Origin of the sequence: Roseovarius sp. MMSF_3359, from assembly GCF_030733385.1 — a bacterium.
Taxonomy (GTDB): Bacteria; Pseudomonadota; Alphaproteobacteria; order Rhodobacterales; family Rhodobacteraceae; genus Roseovarius.
On the sequence record NZ_JASHJC010000020.1, the window covers coordinates 40,880 to 55,724 of the forward strand.

Annotated in this window: 16 protein-coding genes and 1 riboswitch; of the genes, 10 read left to right on the top strand and 6 right to left on the bottom strand. The window is 60.5% G+C overall.

What is annotated here, in order from left to right; translation table 11 throughout:
• Positions 1-9: 9 nt before the first annotated feature.
• Positions 10-897 carry an alpha/beta hydrolase gene (locus RBB29_RS20445; RefSeq protein ID WP_306116894.1) on the bottom strand — a complete coding sequence of 296 codons (888 nt, stop codon included), beginning with the start codon at positions 895-897 and terminating at the stop codon, positions 10-12.
• A 164-nt stretch (positions 898-1,061) separates the two neighbouring features.
• Positions 1,062-1,140, top strand: a riboswitch (SAM riboswitch).
• 58 nt (positions 1,141-1,198) lie between these two features.
• On the opposite strand from RBB29_RS20445, the gene metZ reads away from it, so the two are divergent.
• The 4 genes from metZ to RBB29_RS20465 all read left to right on the top strand — a co-directional run bounded on the left by metZ (position 1,199) and on the right by RBB29_RS20465 (position 6,022).
• Positions 1,199-2,380, top strand: a complete 1,182-nt coding sequence (gene metZ, locus RBB29_RS20450; protein ID WP_306116893.1) for an O-succinylhomoserine sulfhydrylase — start codon at positions 1,199-1,201, stop codon at positions 2,378-2,380.
• 151 nt (positions 2,381-2,531) lie between these two features.
• Entirely contained in the window at positions 2,532-3,632 is a 1,101-nt protein-coding gene (gene folE2, locus RBB29_RS20455) for a GTP cyclohydrolase FolE2 (RefSeq protein ID WP_306116892.1), read from the top strand.
• A 167-nt stretch (positions 3,633-3,799) separates the two neighbouring features.
• Positions 3,800-4,480, top strand: a complete 681-nt coding sequence (locus tag RBB29_RS20460) for a hypothetical protein (protein WP_306116891.1) — start codon at positions 3,800-3,802, stop codon at positions 4,478-4,480.
• A gap of 93 nt (positions 4,481-4,573) precedes the next feature.
• Positions 4,574-6,022 (top strand): TrkH family potassium uptake protein, encoded by a 1,449-nt coding sequence (locus RBB29_RS20465; RefSeq protein WP_306116890.1) that lies wholly within the window; start codon positions 4,574-4,576, stop codon positions 6,020-6,022.
• Positions 6,023-6,224: 202 nt separating this feature from the next.
• Here RBB29_RS20465 and RBB29_RS20470 read toward each other — a convergent pair whose 3' ends face one another.
• Complete coding sequence (locus RBB29_RS20470; RefSeq protein WP_306116889.1) at positions 6,225-6,935, bottom strand: Hint domain-containing protein; 711 nt, start codon at positions 6,933-6,935, stop codon at positions 6,225-6,227.
• Between the two features lie 225 nt (positions 6,936-7,160).
• Between RBB29_RS20470 and RBB29_RS20475 the strand changes: the two genes are divergently transcribed.
• The 3 genes from RBB29_RS20475 (at position 7,161) to clpX (ending at position 10,609) form a co-directional block, all read left to right on the top strand.
• Positions 7,161-8,396, top strand: coding sequence for an acyl-CoA dehydrogenase family protein (locus RBB29_RS20475; RefSeq protein ID WP_306116888.1), 1,236 nt, complete (start codon positions 7,161-7,163; stop codon positions 8,394-8,396).
• 172 nt (positions 8,397-8,568) lie between these two features.
• Positions 8,569-9,198, top strand: coding sequence for an ATP-dependent Clp protease proteolytic subunit (locus RBB29_RS20480; RefSeq protein WP_306116887.1), 630 nt, complete (start codon positions 8,569-8,571; stop codon positions 9,196-9,198).
• A gap of 145 nt (positions 9,199-9,343) precedes the next feature.
• Entirely contained in the window at positions 9,344-10,609 is a 1,266-nt protein-coding gene (clpX, locus tag RBB29_RS20485) for an ATP-dependent Clp protease ATP-binding subunit ClpX (protein ID WP_306116886.1), read from the top strand.
• Between the two features lie 240 nt (positions 10,610-10,849).
• Here clpX and RBB29_RS20490 read toward each other — a convergent pair whose 3' ends face one another.
• Positions 10,850-11,164 (bottom strand): hypothetical protein, encoded by a 315-nt coding sequence (locus tag RBB29_RS20490; RefSeq protein WP_306116885.1) that lies wholly within the window; start codon positions 11,162-11,164, stop codon positions 10,850-10,852.
• A 149-nt stretch (positions 11,165-11,313) separates the two neighbouring features.
• Between RBB29_RS20490 and RBB29_RS20495 the strand changes: the two genes are divergently transcribed.
• From RBB29_RS20495 to RBB29_RS20505, 3 genes are read left to right on the top strand one after another with little or no spacing between them, the layout of a single operon-like run.
• Positions 11,314-11,697 carry an NADH:ubiquinone oxidoreductase subunit NDUFA12 gene (locus RBB29_RS20495; protein ID WP_306116884.1) on the top strand — a complete coding sequence of 128 codons (384 nt, stop codon included), beginning with the start codon at positions 11,314-11,316 and terminating at the stop codon, positions 11,695-11,697.
• 7 nt (positions 11,698-11,704) lie between these two features.
• A complete protein-coding gene (gene mlaD, locus RBB29_RS20500) occupies positions 11,705-12,166 on the top strand; it encodes an outer membrane lipid asymmetry maintenance protein MlaD (RefSeq protein ID WP_306116883.1) in 462 nt (153 codons plus the stop codon).
• Positions 12,163-12,525 (top strand): DUF2155 domain-containing protein, encoded by a 363-nt coding sequence (locus RBB29_RS20505; RefSeq protein ID WP_306116882.1) that lies wholly within the window; start codon positions 12,163-12,165, stop codon positions 12,523-12,525. The genes mlaD and RBB29_RS20505 overlap by 4 nt, the downstream gene beginning before the upstream one ends.
• On the opposite strand, the gene aat is transcribed toward RBB29_RS20505, so the two are convergent.
• The 3 genes from aat to RBB29_RS20520 form a co-directional block, all read right to left on the bottom strand.
• A complete protein-coding gene (aat, locus tag RBB29_RS20510; protein ID WP_306116881.1) occupies positions 12,489-13,139 on the bottom strand; it encodes a leucyl/phenylalanyl-tRNA--protein transferase in 651 nt (216 codons plus the stop codon). The genes RBB29_RS20505 and aat overlap by 37 nt on opposite strands.
• A gap of 18 nt (positions 13,140-13,157) precedes the next feature.
• Entirely contained in the window at positions 13,158-14,507 is a 1,350-nt protein-coding gene (accC, locus tag RBB29_RS20515) for an acetyl-CoA carboxylase biotin carboxylase subunit (protein WP_306116880.1), read from the bottom strand.
• A 10-nt stretch (positions 14,508-14,517) separates the two neighbouring features.
• A partial coding sequence (locus RBB29_RS20520; protein WP_306121213.1) for a biotin/lipoyl-containing protein occupies positions 14,518-14,845 on the bottom strand: 328 nt, incomplete at its 5' end.

The window sequence follows — 14,845 nt, forward strand, 5'->3', positions numbered from 1 at the left end:
CTTCGGCATCTAGGGCACCCTGTCCCCGCCAGGTAATCCCGGTCGCACCATCGAAAGCGGAATGATCCGCGACCAGCGCGGCTCTGGCTGTGTTGGCAGCACCGATTGCAAATGCCCAAGATCGACCTGGGCGCTGCGCCGCAACAGCGCGCGATAGAGGCTGAACACCCCGGGCCGCATATAGGACGACCAATGCGATATCCGCGTCGCCGGAGACGCGATGCGAAACCCGCAGCGCCGCAATTTGTCCAGGGTTTGCGGATGGTCCATCTGCAGGGTCAGTGTGTTGACCCGCTGAGGCATAGCATGGGCAAGCGATCGGTCATGCCGTCGCGGCGACGACACGAGCCGTTCCAGCATGAAATCAAAGAGATCGTTTTCCCGGCTGGTGATGTTGATGAATTCCGCTGTTTTCCCAGCAGGGCTTTCAACTGCTTCCTCGGCCAGACTGCCGAATTCCGCCCCGGACAAGAGGATAACACGACCAACACTGCCTGTCGGGAGCCGGGGCAGGGCACTCAACAACACACGCGCGCCCAGGGAATGGGTAAGGGCGTGGATTTCGCGCTCCGGGGCCAGTTGTTGGATTTTCGCGATCAGGTCGGCCAAGGCCCGTCCGGCGATCCGGGCTTGCCCATAGGCCTGCCAGATCGTGCCGCGGGCGGGCCATCCAAAGGCGATCCCCAAACCTTCGCGACTGACCCCGCTGCCAAAGCCCAGCCCCCGTGGCCAGCTTCGTGCCGTGCGGCTTTCGCGCCGGGTTTTCATCCCTAGGATGCTGTCATGTGGACAGGCGGATGCGTGGCCGGGTTCGTACTTGTAGCCGTGCACCATGAGGATGACCGGCCCCGGCTGTTGCAGCCCGCGCAGAAGCATCGGAATCAGCGGGCGTTTCATGCCGTGCAGTTCCGCGCCATTGGGGCCTGAATTGATCCTGAGAAGCGGCATTGCGAGGGGTCCGATGGCAGTTCGCGTGTTTAACCGCGGATTTTACGGCGAATATGCTGAAGCGCGCGTTAAGGCAGGGCGCACGCGGTTGACGCCTCTCCGGTGCGGCGCTAAAGAGCGGTTGTGGCGATTTGTTACCGGATTGCGGGCCACGTTAAACATCACCGCTAAAGAGGTCAGACGGAGGAACTCCTTTCGCTTGACCGCGACTGGGGTTTTTTTGTGGGCGGGAGCCGCCCGGAGGACGACAATGAGCGACGATTGGAACACACGCACCAAGCTGGTTCATGGCGGCACCCGCCGCAGCCAGTATAACGAGGTGAGCGAGGCGATTTTTCTCACGCAGGGGTTTGTCTACGACAGTGCCGAGGCGGCCGAAGCGCGGTTTCTGGAGAGCGGCCCGGACGAGTTCATCTATGCCCGCTATGGCAACCCGACCGTTGCCATGTTCGAAGAACGCATTGCCGCGCTTGAAGGTGTCGAAGACGCCTTTGCCACCGCCAGCGGCATGGCAGCCGTTTCCGGCGCGCTCACTTCGATGCTGAAGGCGGGCGATCATGTGGTCGCCGCGCGCGCGCTTTTCGGGTCGTGTCTCTATGTGCTCGAAGAAATCCTGACGCGCTACGGGGTCGAGGTGACCTTTGTCAATGGTCCCGACCTCGACGGGTGGCGCGGGGCCATTCGCGCCGACACCAAGGTTGTTTTTTTCGAAACCATCGCCAACCCGACCCTCGAAGTGGTCGATATCGAGGCGGTCTCCAAGCTCGCCCATGCGGTGGGCGCGCAGGTTGTGGTGGACAATGTTTTTGCCACGCCGGTGTTTTCGCGCGCCATCGAACAGGGCGCCGATGTGGTGGTCTATTCCGCGACCAAACATATCGACGGGCAGGGCCGTGCATTGGGCGGCGTGATTCTTGGGTCGCGCGAGTATATCCGCGGCACGGTCGAGCCCTATATGAAGCATACCGGCGGTTCGATGTCGCCCTTCACCGCCTGGGTCATGCTGAAGGGGCTTGAGACGATCGACCTGCGAGTCCGGGCGCAGGCCAGGTCGGCACTTGCCCTGAGCGAGGCCTTGCAGGCGCATCCCAAGCTCAGCCGGGCGATTTATCCCGGCCATCCCAGCCATGCGCAGAATGATCTGGTCACCCGACAGATGGGCAAGGGCGGCACCGTTGTGGCACTGGAGCTGGCAGGCGGCAAGGAGGCGGCGTTTCGTTTTGTGAATGCGCTGCAGATTGTCCTCATCTCCAACAACCTCGGGGATGCCAAGTCGATCATCACGCACCCTGCAACGACCACGCATCAGCGCCTGCCGGACGACCAGAAGGCCGCGCTTGGGATCACGCCCGGGCTGGTCCGGTTGAGCGTCGGCATCGAGGATACCGACGACCTGATTGCAGACGTGATGCAGGCGCTTGAGACGGTCTGACGCTCCGACAGGACACCACCGCCGCTTGTCTTTTCGCAAATTGCGCTAATTCTGATCCATCGGGTCGCTTTTGAAGTACCCGATGACGAGATTAGCAATTTCAATTTGCAGACGTTATATAGGCGTTTGGCGCAGGAAATAGGGATCGGTCATGACGATGCAGCCAACAGAAGTAAAGAAGGCCCCGGAGCGTGAAGAAGCCCATGAGGCGCTGTCGGTGTTGCAGGCATGGGCCCGGTCCGTGACGCCCGAAGAGATTGCCGCGCTCGACCCGTCGATTTCGCGGCTGCTGCCAGAAAACGCCGTATCGAATTACCCGGCGCTGGCCCGTGCTTATCCTGAGGATTTCGAGGTCGACCCCGCGTATCGCGCATCGCTACCCGATCTGCAAAATGGCCCGAGTTCCCTGATCCGTGGGGCCAAGCAGCATTTGCAGCATGTCGGCATCTCGAATTTCCGCCTGCCGATCAGCTTCCACACGCGCGATAATGGCGATCTGACGCTGGAAACCTCGGTGACCGGCACGGTCAGCCTTGAGGCCGGCAAGAAGGGCATCAACATGTCCCGCATAATGCGGTCCTTCTACAAACATGCTGAAAAGACCTTCAGCTTCGAGGTGATCGAGGCGGCATTAAAGGACTACATCGCCGATCTCGATAGTTTCGATGCCCGCATCCAGATGCGGTTTTCCTATCCCATGAAGATCAAATCCCTGCGCTCGGGCCTCGAAGGGTTCCAATTCTACGACATCGCGTTGGAACTGGTTGAGCAGGGTGGAGCGCACCGCAAGTTCATGCATCTCGACTACGTCTATTCCTCGACCTGCCCCTGCTCGCTGGAGCTGAGCGAACATGCCCGGCAATCGCGCGGGCAGCTGGCAACACCGCATTCGCAACGCTCGGTGGCGCGGCTGTCGGTCGAGGTTCTGGGCGAGGATTGCCTGTGGTTCGAGGACCTGATCGACCTCGCCCGCGCGGCCGTGCCGACAGAAACCCAGGTGATGGTCAAACGCGAAGACGAACAGGCTTTTGCCGAGTTGAACGCCGCCAACCCGATTTTCGTCGAGGACGCCGCGCGGCTTTTCTGCGAAGGCTTGCAGAAGGACGAACGGATCGGTGATTTTCGGGTGATCGCCAGCCACCAGGAAAGCCTGCACAGCCACGATGCGGTCAGCGTCCTGACCGAAGGGCCGACCTTTGCCGCGGACAGTCTGGACCCCAAGCTCTTCAACACGCTTTTCCACGTGGGATAAACACGCGGCCCGATTTCGTGCCAACCTGCCAAAGAAATCGTCAGTCCGCAGTGCGGACCGGCGAAACTCCGCACTGCGTGCTTTTTCCATGTTGACCCGGGCGCCCGCAGGGTGTGAATCGCGTTTTGCGGTTTATCTTTTGCCGACTCAACAACCAGGAATTGAAAATGAACCCTGTATCGACCCAATTGGAAATGTCCGCCGCCAGTATCCGCCTCGCCGGGTACATGATCGAAAGCAATCTGCGGATCGCGCAGGCGCTAGGCGAAGCTGCGCTCATGGCCAACCCGTTTGCGATCCCTGCGGATTTGCGCAAGCAAGTGGTGAAGCCGGTCTCGCGCAAGGTCAAAGCCGCGGCACCGGTCGCAAAAACCGCGCCCGCCAAGGCGAAAAAGGCGGCGCCCAACGCGGCCAACAAGTCCAAGGCGGTGGCAGCGCCGAAATCCACACCTGCCAAGCGCAAGCCGGTGAGCCGGGTTACGGTCGCGCCGGTCCCTGCAAAAGAACCCGCCGCGCCGGTGAAGAAGGCAAGCAAGCCCGCCCGCCCCGCAACGCCGAAGGCGCCCGCAGCGAAACCGCGTCACGCGAAAGCCGGCGACGTCGCAGCACCCGCGTTCAAATCCCGTGTTGCGCGACCCGCTGCGGAACCCAAATCACCCGCGAAAGAGGCGCCCACCACTGCCCCGGTTGCCAAGGTGACCGCGCCCCAAGCCAAGGCCGAGGCGCCCAAGCCCGCTGTTGCCAAGAACGCTGAGACAAGTGCCAAGCCGACCGTGAACAAGGCACACCGCGCGCCTTCGGCCCCGCCCGCGATGCCCAAGCGCGACAAAACACCCGGCAAGGGCTAGACCAGCCGGACGGTTGGAGGGGCGCATGCGTGTGCGCCCCCGCCGCTCAATCCCGCTTGACACCCAGAGCGCGCAGGGCCAACTCTGCGGCTCATGATTGATCTGCGTCCCGTTGGTTACGTGATCGGCTTGATGGTCACGGCGCTTGGTCTGGCCATGTTCCTGCCGATGATGGTGGATATCGCCGAAGGCCTCGGCCATTGGCCGGTATTCGCGGAGAGCGGTATTCTGACGGTCCTTGTTGGCGGCCTGGTGGCGCTGGCGTGCCGCAACGGGGTGCGCGAGGGGTTGACGATCCAGCAGACCTTCCTTCTGACAACCGGCGTCTGGGTGGCCCTGCCGATCTTCGGCGCGCTGCCTTTTGTTCTGGGCGCGACCGAAGCCCGGCTTGTCGATGCGGTGTTCGAGGCCATGTCTGGCCTGACCACGACCGGTTCCACCGTCTTTTCCGGCCTCGACAGCATGCCCAAGGGGCTGCTTCTGTGGCGCGGCGTCATGCAATGGCTGGGTGGGATCGGTATCATCGTTGTGGCGATGGTTTTCCTGCCGGAACTGCGCGTCGGCGGTATGCAGATCTTCCGCAGCGAAGGCTTTGATACCTTTGGTAAAATCCTCCCCCGGGCGACGGAGATTTCGTCGCGTATATCGGTGATCTACCTCAGCCTGACACTGATCTGCATCCTGTGTTACCTGCTCACCGGCATGGATGCGTTCGACGCCACGGTGCATGCGATGACGACCGTGGCGACGGGCGGTTTTGCCAATTACGACGCCTCCTTCGGCGCCTTCGGATCCGCCACCGAATATGTGGCTGTTGGCTTCATGATGGTCGCGGCCTTGCCCTTCGTCCGCTTTGTGCAGATTACCGCGGGGACGGCGCAGCCCCTGCTGACCGACCCGCAGGTGCGTGGTTTTTTTGTGACGACCATTGTCCTTGTAGGCGTCCTGACGACTTGGCAATTCCTGCAGCAGGAAACGCTGAGCGAGCCGATCTTTCGCAAGGTCTTGTTCAACACCGTCTCGATCCTGACCGGGACGGGGTACGCGAGTGCGGATTACATGCTTTGGGGCGCCTTTCCGGTGGCGCTGTTGTTCTTTATCGGGTTGATCGGTGGCTGTGCGGGTTCGACCTCCTGTTCGATCAAGGTATTCCGCTACCAGCTCCTCTTCGCCTCCATCGGGGCGCAGTTGCGTCGCATCCGGTCGCCAAATGGCATCTTCACACCGCGCTATCAAGGCCGCACCATCAGCGATGATGTCCTGAACTCGGTGATGTCTTTCTTTGTTTTCTTTGTCGTCACCCTGGGCGTGGTCGCCGTGGTCCTGGGCCTGACCGGGCTCGATTTTACCACGTCGATTTCCGGCGCGGCCGCGGCGCTTGCCAATATCGGGCCGGGGCTTGGCGATACGATCGGCCCTTCGGGAAATTTCGCCTCACTCAACGATACGGCAAAATGGGTCCTGGCCGCCGCGATGCTGATCGGGCGACTGGAATTGCTGGCGGTTTATGCCATTTTTACCGTGGCATTCTGGCGCGCCTGATAACTGGTTTGGAGGCGCCGGACCTCAGTCTCAGCCTATCAAATTGCAATGCGTAACAGGCGTGGGGAAAGCACCGCCATGTCATGCGTTAGACGGTGTCGCCGGCGGTGATAGGTCACCCTGACGGCTTAACACCTTTGAACCCGCTCTGAATGTGGGAGATGGCGCCGAACGCTTGAAGTTCCTTCACGCCCGGTCGGGATCAGGCGCAATGCGCCAGGACGTTTTCCCGCGTCAGGCAGGTCCGCGCCAACACCTGAAGCGAAGCGTCCGATTGCGTCCGCAATTCCGGGAACACGTCCTGGATCGCCGTATGCTGCTCATGCAGCAGGGCATCGGCCGCCTTGCGGTTCAGATGAAAACTCTCTGACCAGAGATTGTCGGACAGGATGACCTCATGCTGATCGAAAAGCACGTGAACATAGGTCAGGTGATGCGGCACGACGCACATGACACCGGGTTGGCCTACCAAAGCACCGGCTTCGATCAGAACTTCGGTTTCGCCGGTCATCGAGATGTGCATGCGGTCGGTGGTCAGCACCCGATGGCGTGGCGAGACGATCATGTCACGTTCAGGACGCCCGGGACCGAGCGCATCCGCGCGGATGAGAACGGGCAGGGAATTCGGCGTGGTCGGGAAACGGGCGCAGGAGACCTGCCTTTTCCCGATCCAGCGAATGGGTTGATAGCCGTGGTCGCGGGTCAGGATGCGGTCGCCGACCGAAAGCTTTTCAACGGGTAGAAGACCTGCCTGGGTGGCGATGCCTGTTCCCGGGGTGAAACATGTGATGGCGCGAATGTCTTCTTCGCTGCACATGTCGTCTTGCTGCCGCAGGTGGTTCAGGCCACGAATTTGACCGGGCCTGTGGTCCTGTAGCGAGCATATCGTGCTCATCTCTTGCATTACCTGCATCTACTTGTCCTGTTACTCAGTTAACTCAAAACACATACATGTACAGATGCGCCATCAGCCGATAGGTACCTGTACGTCACATTTGGTAATATCCGGTTGATTTGTGGCCGCAGTTTGCGTTTTTGGGGGTCAGGTTTTGACAATTTGGATAAATTTCAACCTATAGTCGCCGCTGGCGGGCGTTGAGCTAACTCAAAACGGTATTGGACCGGCACAAGGGGCAGTTTGGACATGGATTTTGGAATTCGGCCTGAAATCAAGGACCTGCTGTCGAAGGTGACCGCGATGGTCCGTGATGAGATCATGCCGATGGAGGCCGAATACCATGCGGAGATCGGCAAGGGGGATCGCTGGCAATTCACCCCCCGGCAGGCGGAAATCCTTGAGGGGTTGAAAGCCCGGGCGCGGGAGGCGGGGCTGTGGAATTTCTGGCTGACCGACAGTACGCGGGGCATTGGCCTCACCACGGTCGAATATGCCTATTTCGCCGAGGAAATGGGCCGCACGCCGATGGGGGCGGAGGTGTTCAACTGCAACGCGCCCGATACCGGCAATATGGAGGTTTTCGAACGCTACGGCACCGGGGAGATGAAAAGCCGTTGGCTTGAACCGCTCCTCAAGGGCGAGATCCGAAGCGCCTATCTCATGACCGAACCCGGTGTGGCCAGTTCGGACGCCACGAATATCGCCATGTCCTGTGTCCGGGATGGCGACCACTACGTGCTCAACGGTGAGAAATGGTGGGCCACCGGGGCGGGGGACCCACGCTGCGCGGTCTATATCGTCATGGTGCGCACCGGTGGAGATGAGGCGCCGAAACATCAGCGCCATTCGATGATTATCGTACCGGCGGACAGCGCGGGGATTGAAAAGCTCCGCCCGATGCAGGTTTATGGCGCGGATGATGCGCCCCACGGGCATATGCATTTTCGGTTCACCGATGTGCGGGTGCCTGTGGAAAACATGTTGCTGGGCGAGGGCCGCGGGTTCGAAATCGCGCAGGGCCGGTTAGGGCCGGGCCGCATTCACCATTGCATGCGTGCGATCGGGCAGGCCGAAACCGCGCTTGAATTGATGTGCCGCCGGTCGCTGGAGCGCGAAGCCTTCGGCAAGAAGATCGCCCAGCTTGGCGCCAATTTCGACATCATCGCCGAGGCGCGGATGGATATAGAACAGGCGCGGCTTTTGTGCCTCAAGGCGGCCTGGATGATGGATCAGGGCGATGCCAAGGCCGCAGCGCCCTGGATCAGTCAGATCAAGGTCGTGGCCCCGCGCGTGGCGCTTCGGATCATCGACGAGGCCATCCAGATGTTCGGCGCGCAGGGGATCAGCCAGGATGTGCCGCTGGCGGCGATGTGGACCCATGTGCGCACGCTCAGGCTGGCCGATGGGCCGGATGCGGTGCATCGGCGGCAGGTGGCCCGCGCGGAGTTGCGTGGATACTCGAACGAGAGACTCTGACCCCGCGACATCAGCCCGGCCGCCCCTATGCCAAAGTCATAAACAAATAGTTGATACACCAAAACGGTGCGGCCCCCCTTGCAGCCCTATGGGCGCAACACTAAGACTCCCTTAGGACATGGTTAGTACATGCTCGTTTAAGATCGAAGAAGACAGCAGCAGGCAGGCGGATATGAAAGACCCATTTGAGACGTATATGAACACATTGGTGCCGATGGTGGTCGAACAGACCAGCCGCGGTGAACGGGCGTATGACATCTTCTCGCGCTTGTTGAAGGAACGGATCATTTTCCTGTCGGGCCCGGTCCATGACGGCATGTCGAGCCTGATCGTGGCGCAGCTTCTGCACCTCGAAGCGGAAAACCCGTCCAAGGAAATCTCCATGTATATCAACAGCCCAGGCGGCGTCGTGACCTCGGGCCTGTCGATCTATGACACGATGCAATACATCAAACCCAAGGTCAGCACGCTTGTGATCGGGCAGGCGGCCAGCATGGGCTCGCTTCTGCTGACGGCCGGGGAAAAGGGCATGCGGTTTTCGCTCCCCAACAGCCGCGTGATGGTGCACCAGCCTTCGGGCGGGTACCAGGGCCAGGCGACGGATATCATGATTCACGCCGAAGAGACGCTGAAGCTGAAAAAGCGCCTCAACGAGATCTACGTGAAACATACCGGTCAGACGCTGAAAAAGGTCGAAGAGGCGTTGGAGCGTGATAATTTCATGTCGCCCGAAGATGCGAAAGCCTGGGGCCTGATCGACGAGATCGTCGAGAACCGCGCCAAGGGCGGAGATGACGAATAACGGATCGGTGATCCGGCCCGGCGCCGGGTTTCGACATTTTGAGATTGTGGACCACCCGTCGCTGTCCTAAGCTGAGGGCGACTGGTGGATAAACCGGCCCGATTATCAGGCCAAATTCTGCGGCTCGGGCCTCGAAAGGTACGTTATGGCGAATAGTTCCGGCGGTGACAGCAAGAACACCCTCTATTGCAGCTTCTGCGGCAAGAGCCAGCATGAGGTGCGCAAGCTGATTGCGGGGCCGACGGTTTTCATCTGCGATGAATGTGTCGAGCTTTGCATGGATATCATCCGCGAAGAGACCAAGAGCGCCGGGTTGAAATCAAGCGAAGGCGTGCCGACCCCGCGCGAGATCTGCGAAGTGCTGGACGATTACGTGATCGGCCAGTCGATGGCCAAACGGGTGTTGAGCGTCGCGGTGCACAACCACTACAAACGCCTCAACCATTCCGGCAAGGCGGGCGAGGTCGAACTGCAGAAATCCAACATCCTGCTGATCGGTCCCACCGGCTGCGGCAAGACGCTGCTGGCGCAGACGCTGGCGCGTATCCTGGATGTGCCCTTTACGATGGCTGATGCCACGACCCTGACCGAGGCGGGGTATGTGGGCGAGGACGTGGAGAACATCATCCTCAAGCTCTTGCAGGCCAGTGAATACAATGTCGAACGCGCGCAGCGCGGCATCGTCTATATCGACGAGGTCGACAAGATTACCCGCAAGTCGGAAAACCCGTCGATCACGCGGGATGTGTCGGGCGAAGGGGTGCAGCAGGCGCTGCTCAAGCTGATGGAAGGCACCGTGGCTGCCGTGCCGCCGCAGGGCGGGCGCAAGCATCCGCAGCAGGAGTTCCTGCAGGTGGACACGACCAATATCCTCTTCATCTGTGGCGGGGCCTTTGCCGGTCTCGACAAGATCATCGCGCAGCGTGGCAAGGGCAGCGCCATGGGCTTTGGCGCCGATGTCCGGGACGAAGACGACCGTGGCGTGGGCGAAGTGTTCAAGGATCTGGAGCCGGAAGATTTGCTGAAATTCGGCCTGATCCCGGAATTTGTCGGGCGTCTGCCGGTCATTGCGACGCTGGAAGATCTCGACGAAGACGCACTGGTCACCATCCTGACGCAACCCAAGAACGCCCTGGTCAAGCAGTATCAGCGCCTCTTTGAGCTGGAAGATGCGCAGCTGAGCTTTACCGACGACGCGCTGAGCGCCATTGCCAAACGCGCGATCCTGCGCAAGACCGGCGCACGGGGCCTGCGCTCGATCCTCGAAGATATCTTGCTCGATACGATGTTCGACCTGCCGGGCATGGAAAACGTGAACGAGGTCGTCGTCAACGAAGAGGCGGTCAATGCGGATGCCAACCCGCTGATGATCTACTCCGAAGCGACCAAGGAAGAAGCCAGCGCCGGATAAACCGCGCCGGAGCAAGAAAATTCAGGATGCCCGCGGATTTCGCGGGCATTTTTTGTGTCATAACCGGGGGGGTATGCAGAACGGGTTATGCTTCGTAATGAGGTGCCGCCGCAGCATCGTTTGGCCCGGATTTTGTGACCCAGCCTTTGAAGATGGCCCGGACCATCTGCCGTATAATCCGAAACTAGAGCTATATGCTCTACGTAATTGATATTGCTATTATTTTTGCTGAAATCTGTGTCAACGATTGACCGGTTGGGCCCTCGGCATGCGGTCCCCAAGGTCGAAAGGCGACGTGTCACGCCGGCGCCGATCAAGAAGCCGCTGAAGATCGCTCTTGGGCGGTTCTTTCTCGGCGCGCACGATTTCCCTGAATGACGTTATGAACCGCCCGAAAAATGTTTCATTGCTTGCCGGGGTCGCAACGCTCTCGGTCTTTGCGCGCCAGCCCAGATGTGCCTGCTTTGCTTCCGATTGCAGCACGCCGTTTATCCCGGCGGTCAACAGCATCAACCCCGCCGCCATGAAAAGCGATATGGTAATTCGGATGATCATGCGGCCCTATCCAGGTTGTTCAACGAAACGACTAACACGCAATTGAGGCAGAATTTGGCGCGGTCGGAGAACAGCCGAATTGCCACGCTGGCACTGGACCTTTCGGCATATATGGGCCATATCGGAAGGAACGATAGGCGGAGGACCCGATGGGCATTCTGAAAACGCTTTTACGTGCTTTCACCTGGTGGGATGGGCAAACCCTGAACACACAACTCTATACCTGGCGCAAGGGCGTCAAGGTTGGCGAGGACGCGCAGGGCAATCGCTTCTACCGGACGCAGGATGACAAGCGGCGTTGGGTGATCTTCAACGGCGAATGCGAGGCGAGCCGGGTGAGCCCCGATTGGCATGGCTGGTTGCATCACACCTACAAAGAGCCGCCCTCGGATAATCCACTGCCCCATAAAGCATGGGAAAAAGAGCACGAAGAGAACCTGACCGGTACGGCGCTGGCCTATGCCCCGGCGGGGTCGATTCGCAAAGGCAAACCGGCGGAACGCCGGGATTACGAGGCGTGGAGCCCGGAGTAGGCAGGCAATGTCTGAAAACACCACCGAAGTGATCGTGGGCGGGGCCGTTTTGGCGATCGCCATCGGTTTCCTGGTCTATGCGGGGCAGGCAACGGGCCTGTCGGGCGCCAGTTCCGAATACGAGATGAGCGCCAGTTTCCGCAGCGCCGACGGCATCAACGTGGGCACGGATGTGCGGATGGCGGGCGTCAAGATCGGTCGCGTCACCGATATCAAACTTGATCCGGAAACCTTCCGCGCGGCGACGGTCTTCAGCGTGCAGAACGGGATCGAAATCCCCGATGACAGCGCAGTTGCGATCTCGTCGGAGGGGCTTTTGGGCGGCAATTACGTCGAACTTCTTCCGGGCGGCTCTCCGTTCTTCCTGGAACCGGGGACCGAAATCGAATTCACGCAAGGCTCGGTCAGTCTGATTTCCCTGCTGATGAAATTCGTCGCAGGCGATGGTGACGAGGCGGCCGCGGAATGAGGGCATGGTGCCTGTCGGCCGCGGCGGTCCTCTTGATGGCCAGCCAAGGTTTCGCGCAAGAAAATGTCAGAGCCGGGTCGGGCGCAGTCCTGCGCGGGCTCGACAAGGTGGATGGCGACGTGGTGGACATGTCGCTGGCCAATGGCGAAGCCGCCGAGCTGGGCCGTTTGTCCGTTGAACTCCGCGAATGCCGCTATCCGCCCGGCGCGATCTCGGACGCCTATGCCTATCTGACCGTGCGCGATGCCGAGAGCCAGAACGCGATTTTCGAGGGCTGGATGCTGGCCTCATCCCCGGCGCTCAATGCGCTGGAACATCCGCGCTATGACGTCTGGGTATTGCGCTGCAAGACCGAGTGAGGCGCGCGGCAAAGCGGCTTTGACAGGATATCGGCGGTCTGCCTGAGCGCCTCTTCCAGCAATCCATGATAGGCCGCACGCGAGATTTCCTGCGCCCCCAGTGTTTCCAGATGGCTGGTGATGAATTGCGTGTCGAAGAGGGTGAACCCGCAGATCCTCAGATGCGCAACAAGATGCGCCAGCGCAATTTTCGACGCATCGGAACGGCGTGAAAACATGCTTTCGCCAAAGAACGCGCCCCCTATGGCCACACCATATACCCCGCCCGTCAATTGCCCATCGTGCCGGATTTCGATGGAATGCGCGTGGCCCATTTTATGCAGCTCCGCATAAAGCCCGCGGATTTCATCGTTGATCCAGGTTTCTTCACGGTCGGCGCAGGCATCAACGACTCCAAGGAAATCCGTATTCAGATCAACATCGTAGTCGGGTTTTCGTAGCTTCCGGAGCAGGGATCGAGACAGGTGAAACCCATCGAGCGGCAACACTCCCCGCCGGCGCGGATCGACCCAGAAAACCTCTGGGTCGTCACGGCTTTCTGCCATCGGGAAGACGCCCCGCGTATAGGCATGCAGCAGGATTTCCGGCGTCAGGATGAAATCCGGTTCGCTCATGACCCGCTCAGCGCCGGATCAGCCCTGAAGGTTGGTTTCCAGCCATTTTTCCAGCCAGTGAATGTTGTATTCGCCGCTGTGGATGTCGGGCTCCTGCAACAGGGCATGAAAGAGCGGCACGGTCGTGTCCACACCATCCACGATCAACTCACCCAAGGCACGGTTCAACCGATTGAGCGCGCTTTCGCGGTCCCGGCCATGCACGATCAGCTTGCCGATCAGGCTGTCGTAATAGGGCGGGATCGAATAGCCGTCATAAAGCGCGGAATCCATCCGCACACCCAGACCACCAGGCGCGTGGAAATGTGTGATCTTGCCCGGACGCGGGGCGAATTCCGGCAGTTTTTCGGCGTTGATCCGAACCTCGATGGCGTGGCCATTGATCTGCAAATCGTCCTGCGTGAAGGACATCGGCAGGCCTTCGGCCACGCGGATTTGCTCGCGGACGAGATCGACGCCGAAGATCGCCTCGGTCACCGGGTGTTCCACCTGCAGACGGGTGTTCATTTCGATGAAATAGAACTCGCCCTTTTCATAGAGGAACTCGATCGTGCCCGCACCCGCATAGTTGATCCGCGCCACCGCATCGGCGCAGACCTTGCCGATCTCGGCGCGTTCTTTTTCCGAGATGCAGGGGCCGGGGGCCTCTTCGAACACCTTCTGGTGGCGGCGCTGCAGCGAGCAGTCCCGTTCGCCCAGATGCACGGCCTTGCCCTTGCCATCGCCAAAGACCTGGATTTCGATATGCCGCGGCGTGGTCAGGTATTTCTCGATATAGACCTCGTCATTGCCAAACGCGGCCTTGCCTTCGGACCGCGCGGTCATGAAGGCATGTTCCATCTCGGCTTCGCTATTGGCGACTTTCATGCCCCGCCCGCCGCCACCGGCGGTTGCCTTGATGATGACGGGATAGCCCATCTCCTTGCCGAGCTTCTTGGCCTCGGCCAAGGTCGGTACGCCACCGTCCGAGCCGGGAACACAAGGCACGCCAAGCTCTTTCATCGTGTCCTTCGCGGTGATCTTGTCGCCCATGATGCGGATATGCTCCGCCGTGGGGCCGATGAAGGTCAGGTCGTGATCTTCGACGATCTGCACGAAGTTCGCGTTCTCGCTCAGGAAACCATAGCCGGGATGGATGGCCTGCGCGCCGGTCACTTCGCAGGCGGCGATGATCGACGGGATGGAGAGGTAGCTCTCGGAACCCGCAGGCGGGCCGATGCAGACGCTTTCGTCGGCCATGCGCACATGCATCGCGTCACTGTCGGCGGTTGAATGCACGGCAACGGAGGCGATGCCCATTTCGCGGGCGGCGCGGATGACGCGAAGGGCGATTTCACCCCGGTTGGCGACTAGGATCTTGTCGAACATGTCCGGATCCTTATTCGATGATCATCAGCGGTGATCCGTATTCGACCGTCGCACCATCATCCACAAGGATGCGCTTGACGGTGCCGCCGCGCGTGGCGGGGATGTGGTTCATGGTCTTCATCGCCTCGATGATAAGAAGCGTGTCACCTTCGCTGACCTGCTGGCCGACGCTGACAAAGGCCGGGGCACCGGGTTCCGCCTGCATGTAGACCGTACCGACCATGGGTGAGCTGACCGCGCCGGGATGATCGGCGGGATCTTCGACCGGATCGGCGGCTTTGCTTTCCGCCGAAGCCGCAGGCGCAGCGGCAGCAGTCGGTGCCGGGGCGGCGGCGGGG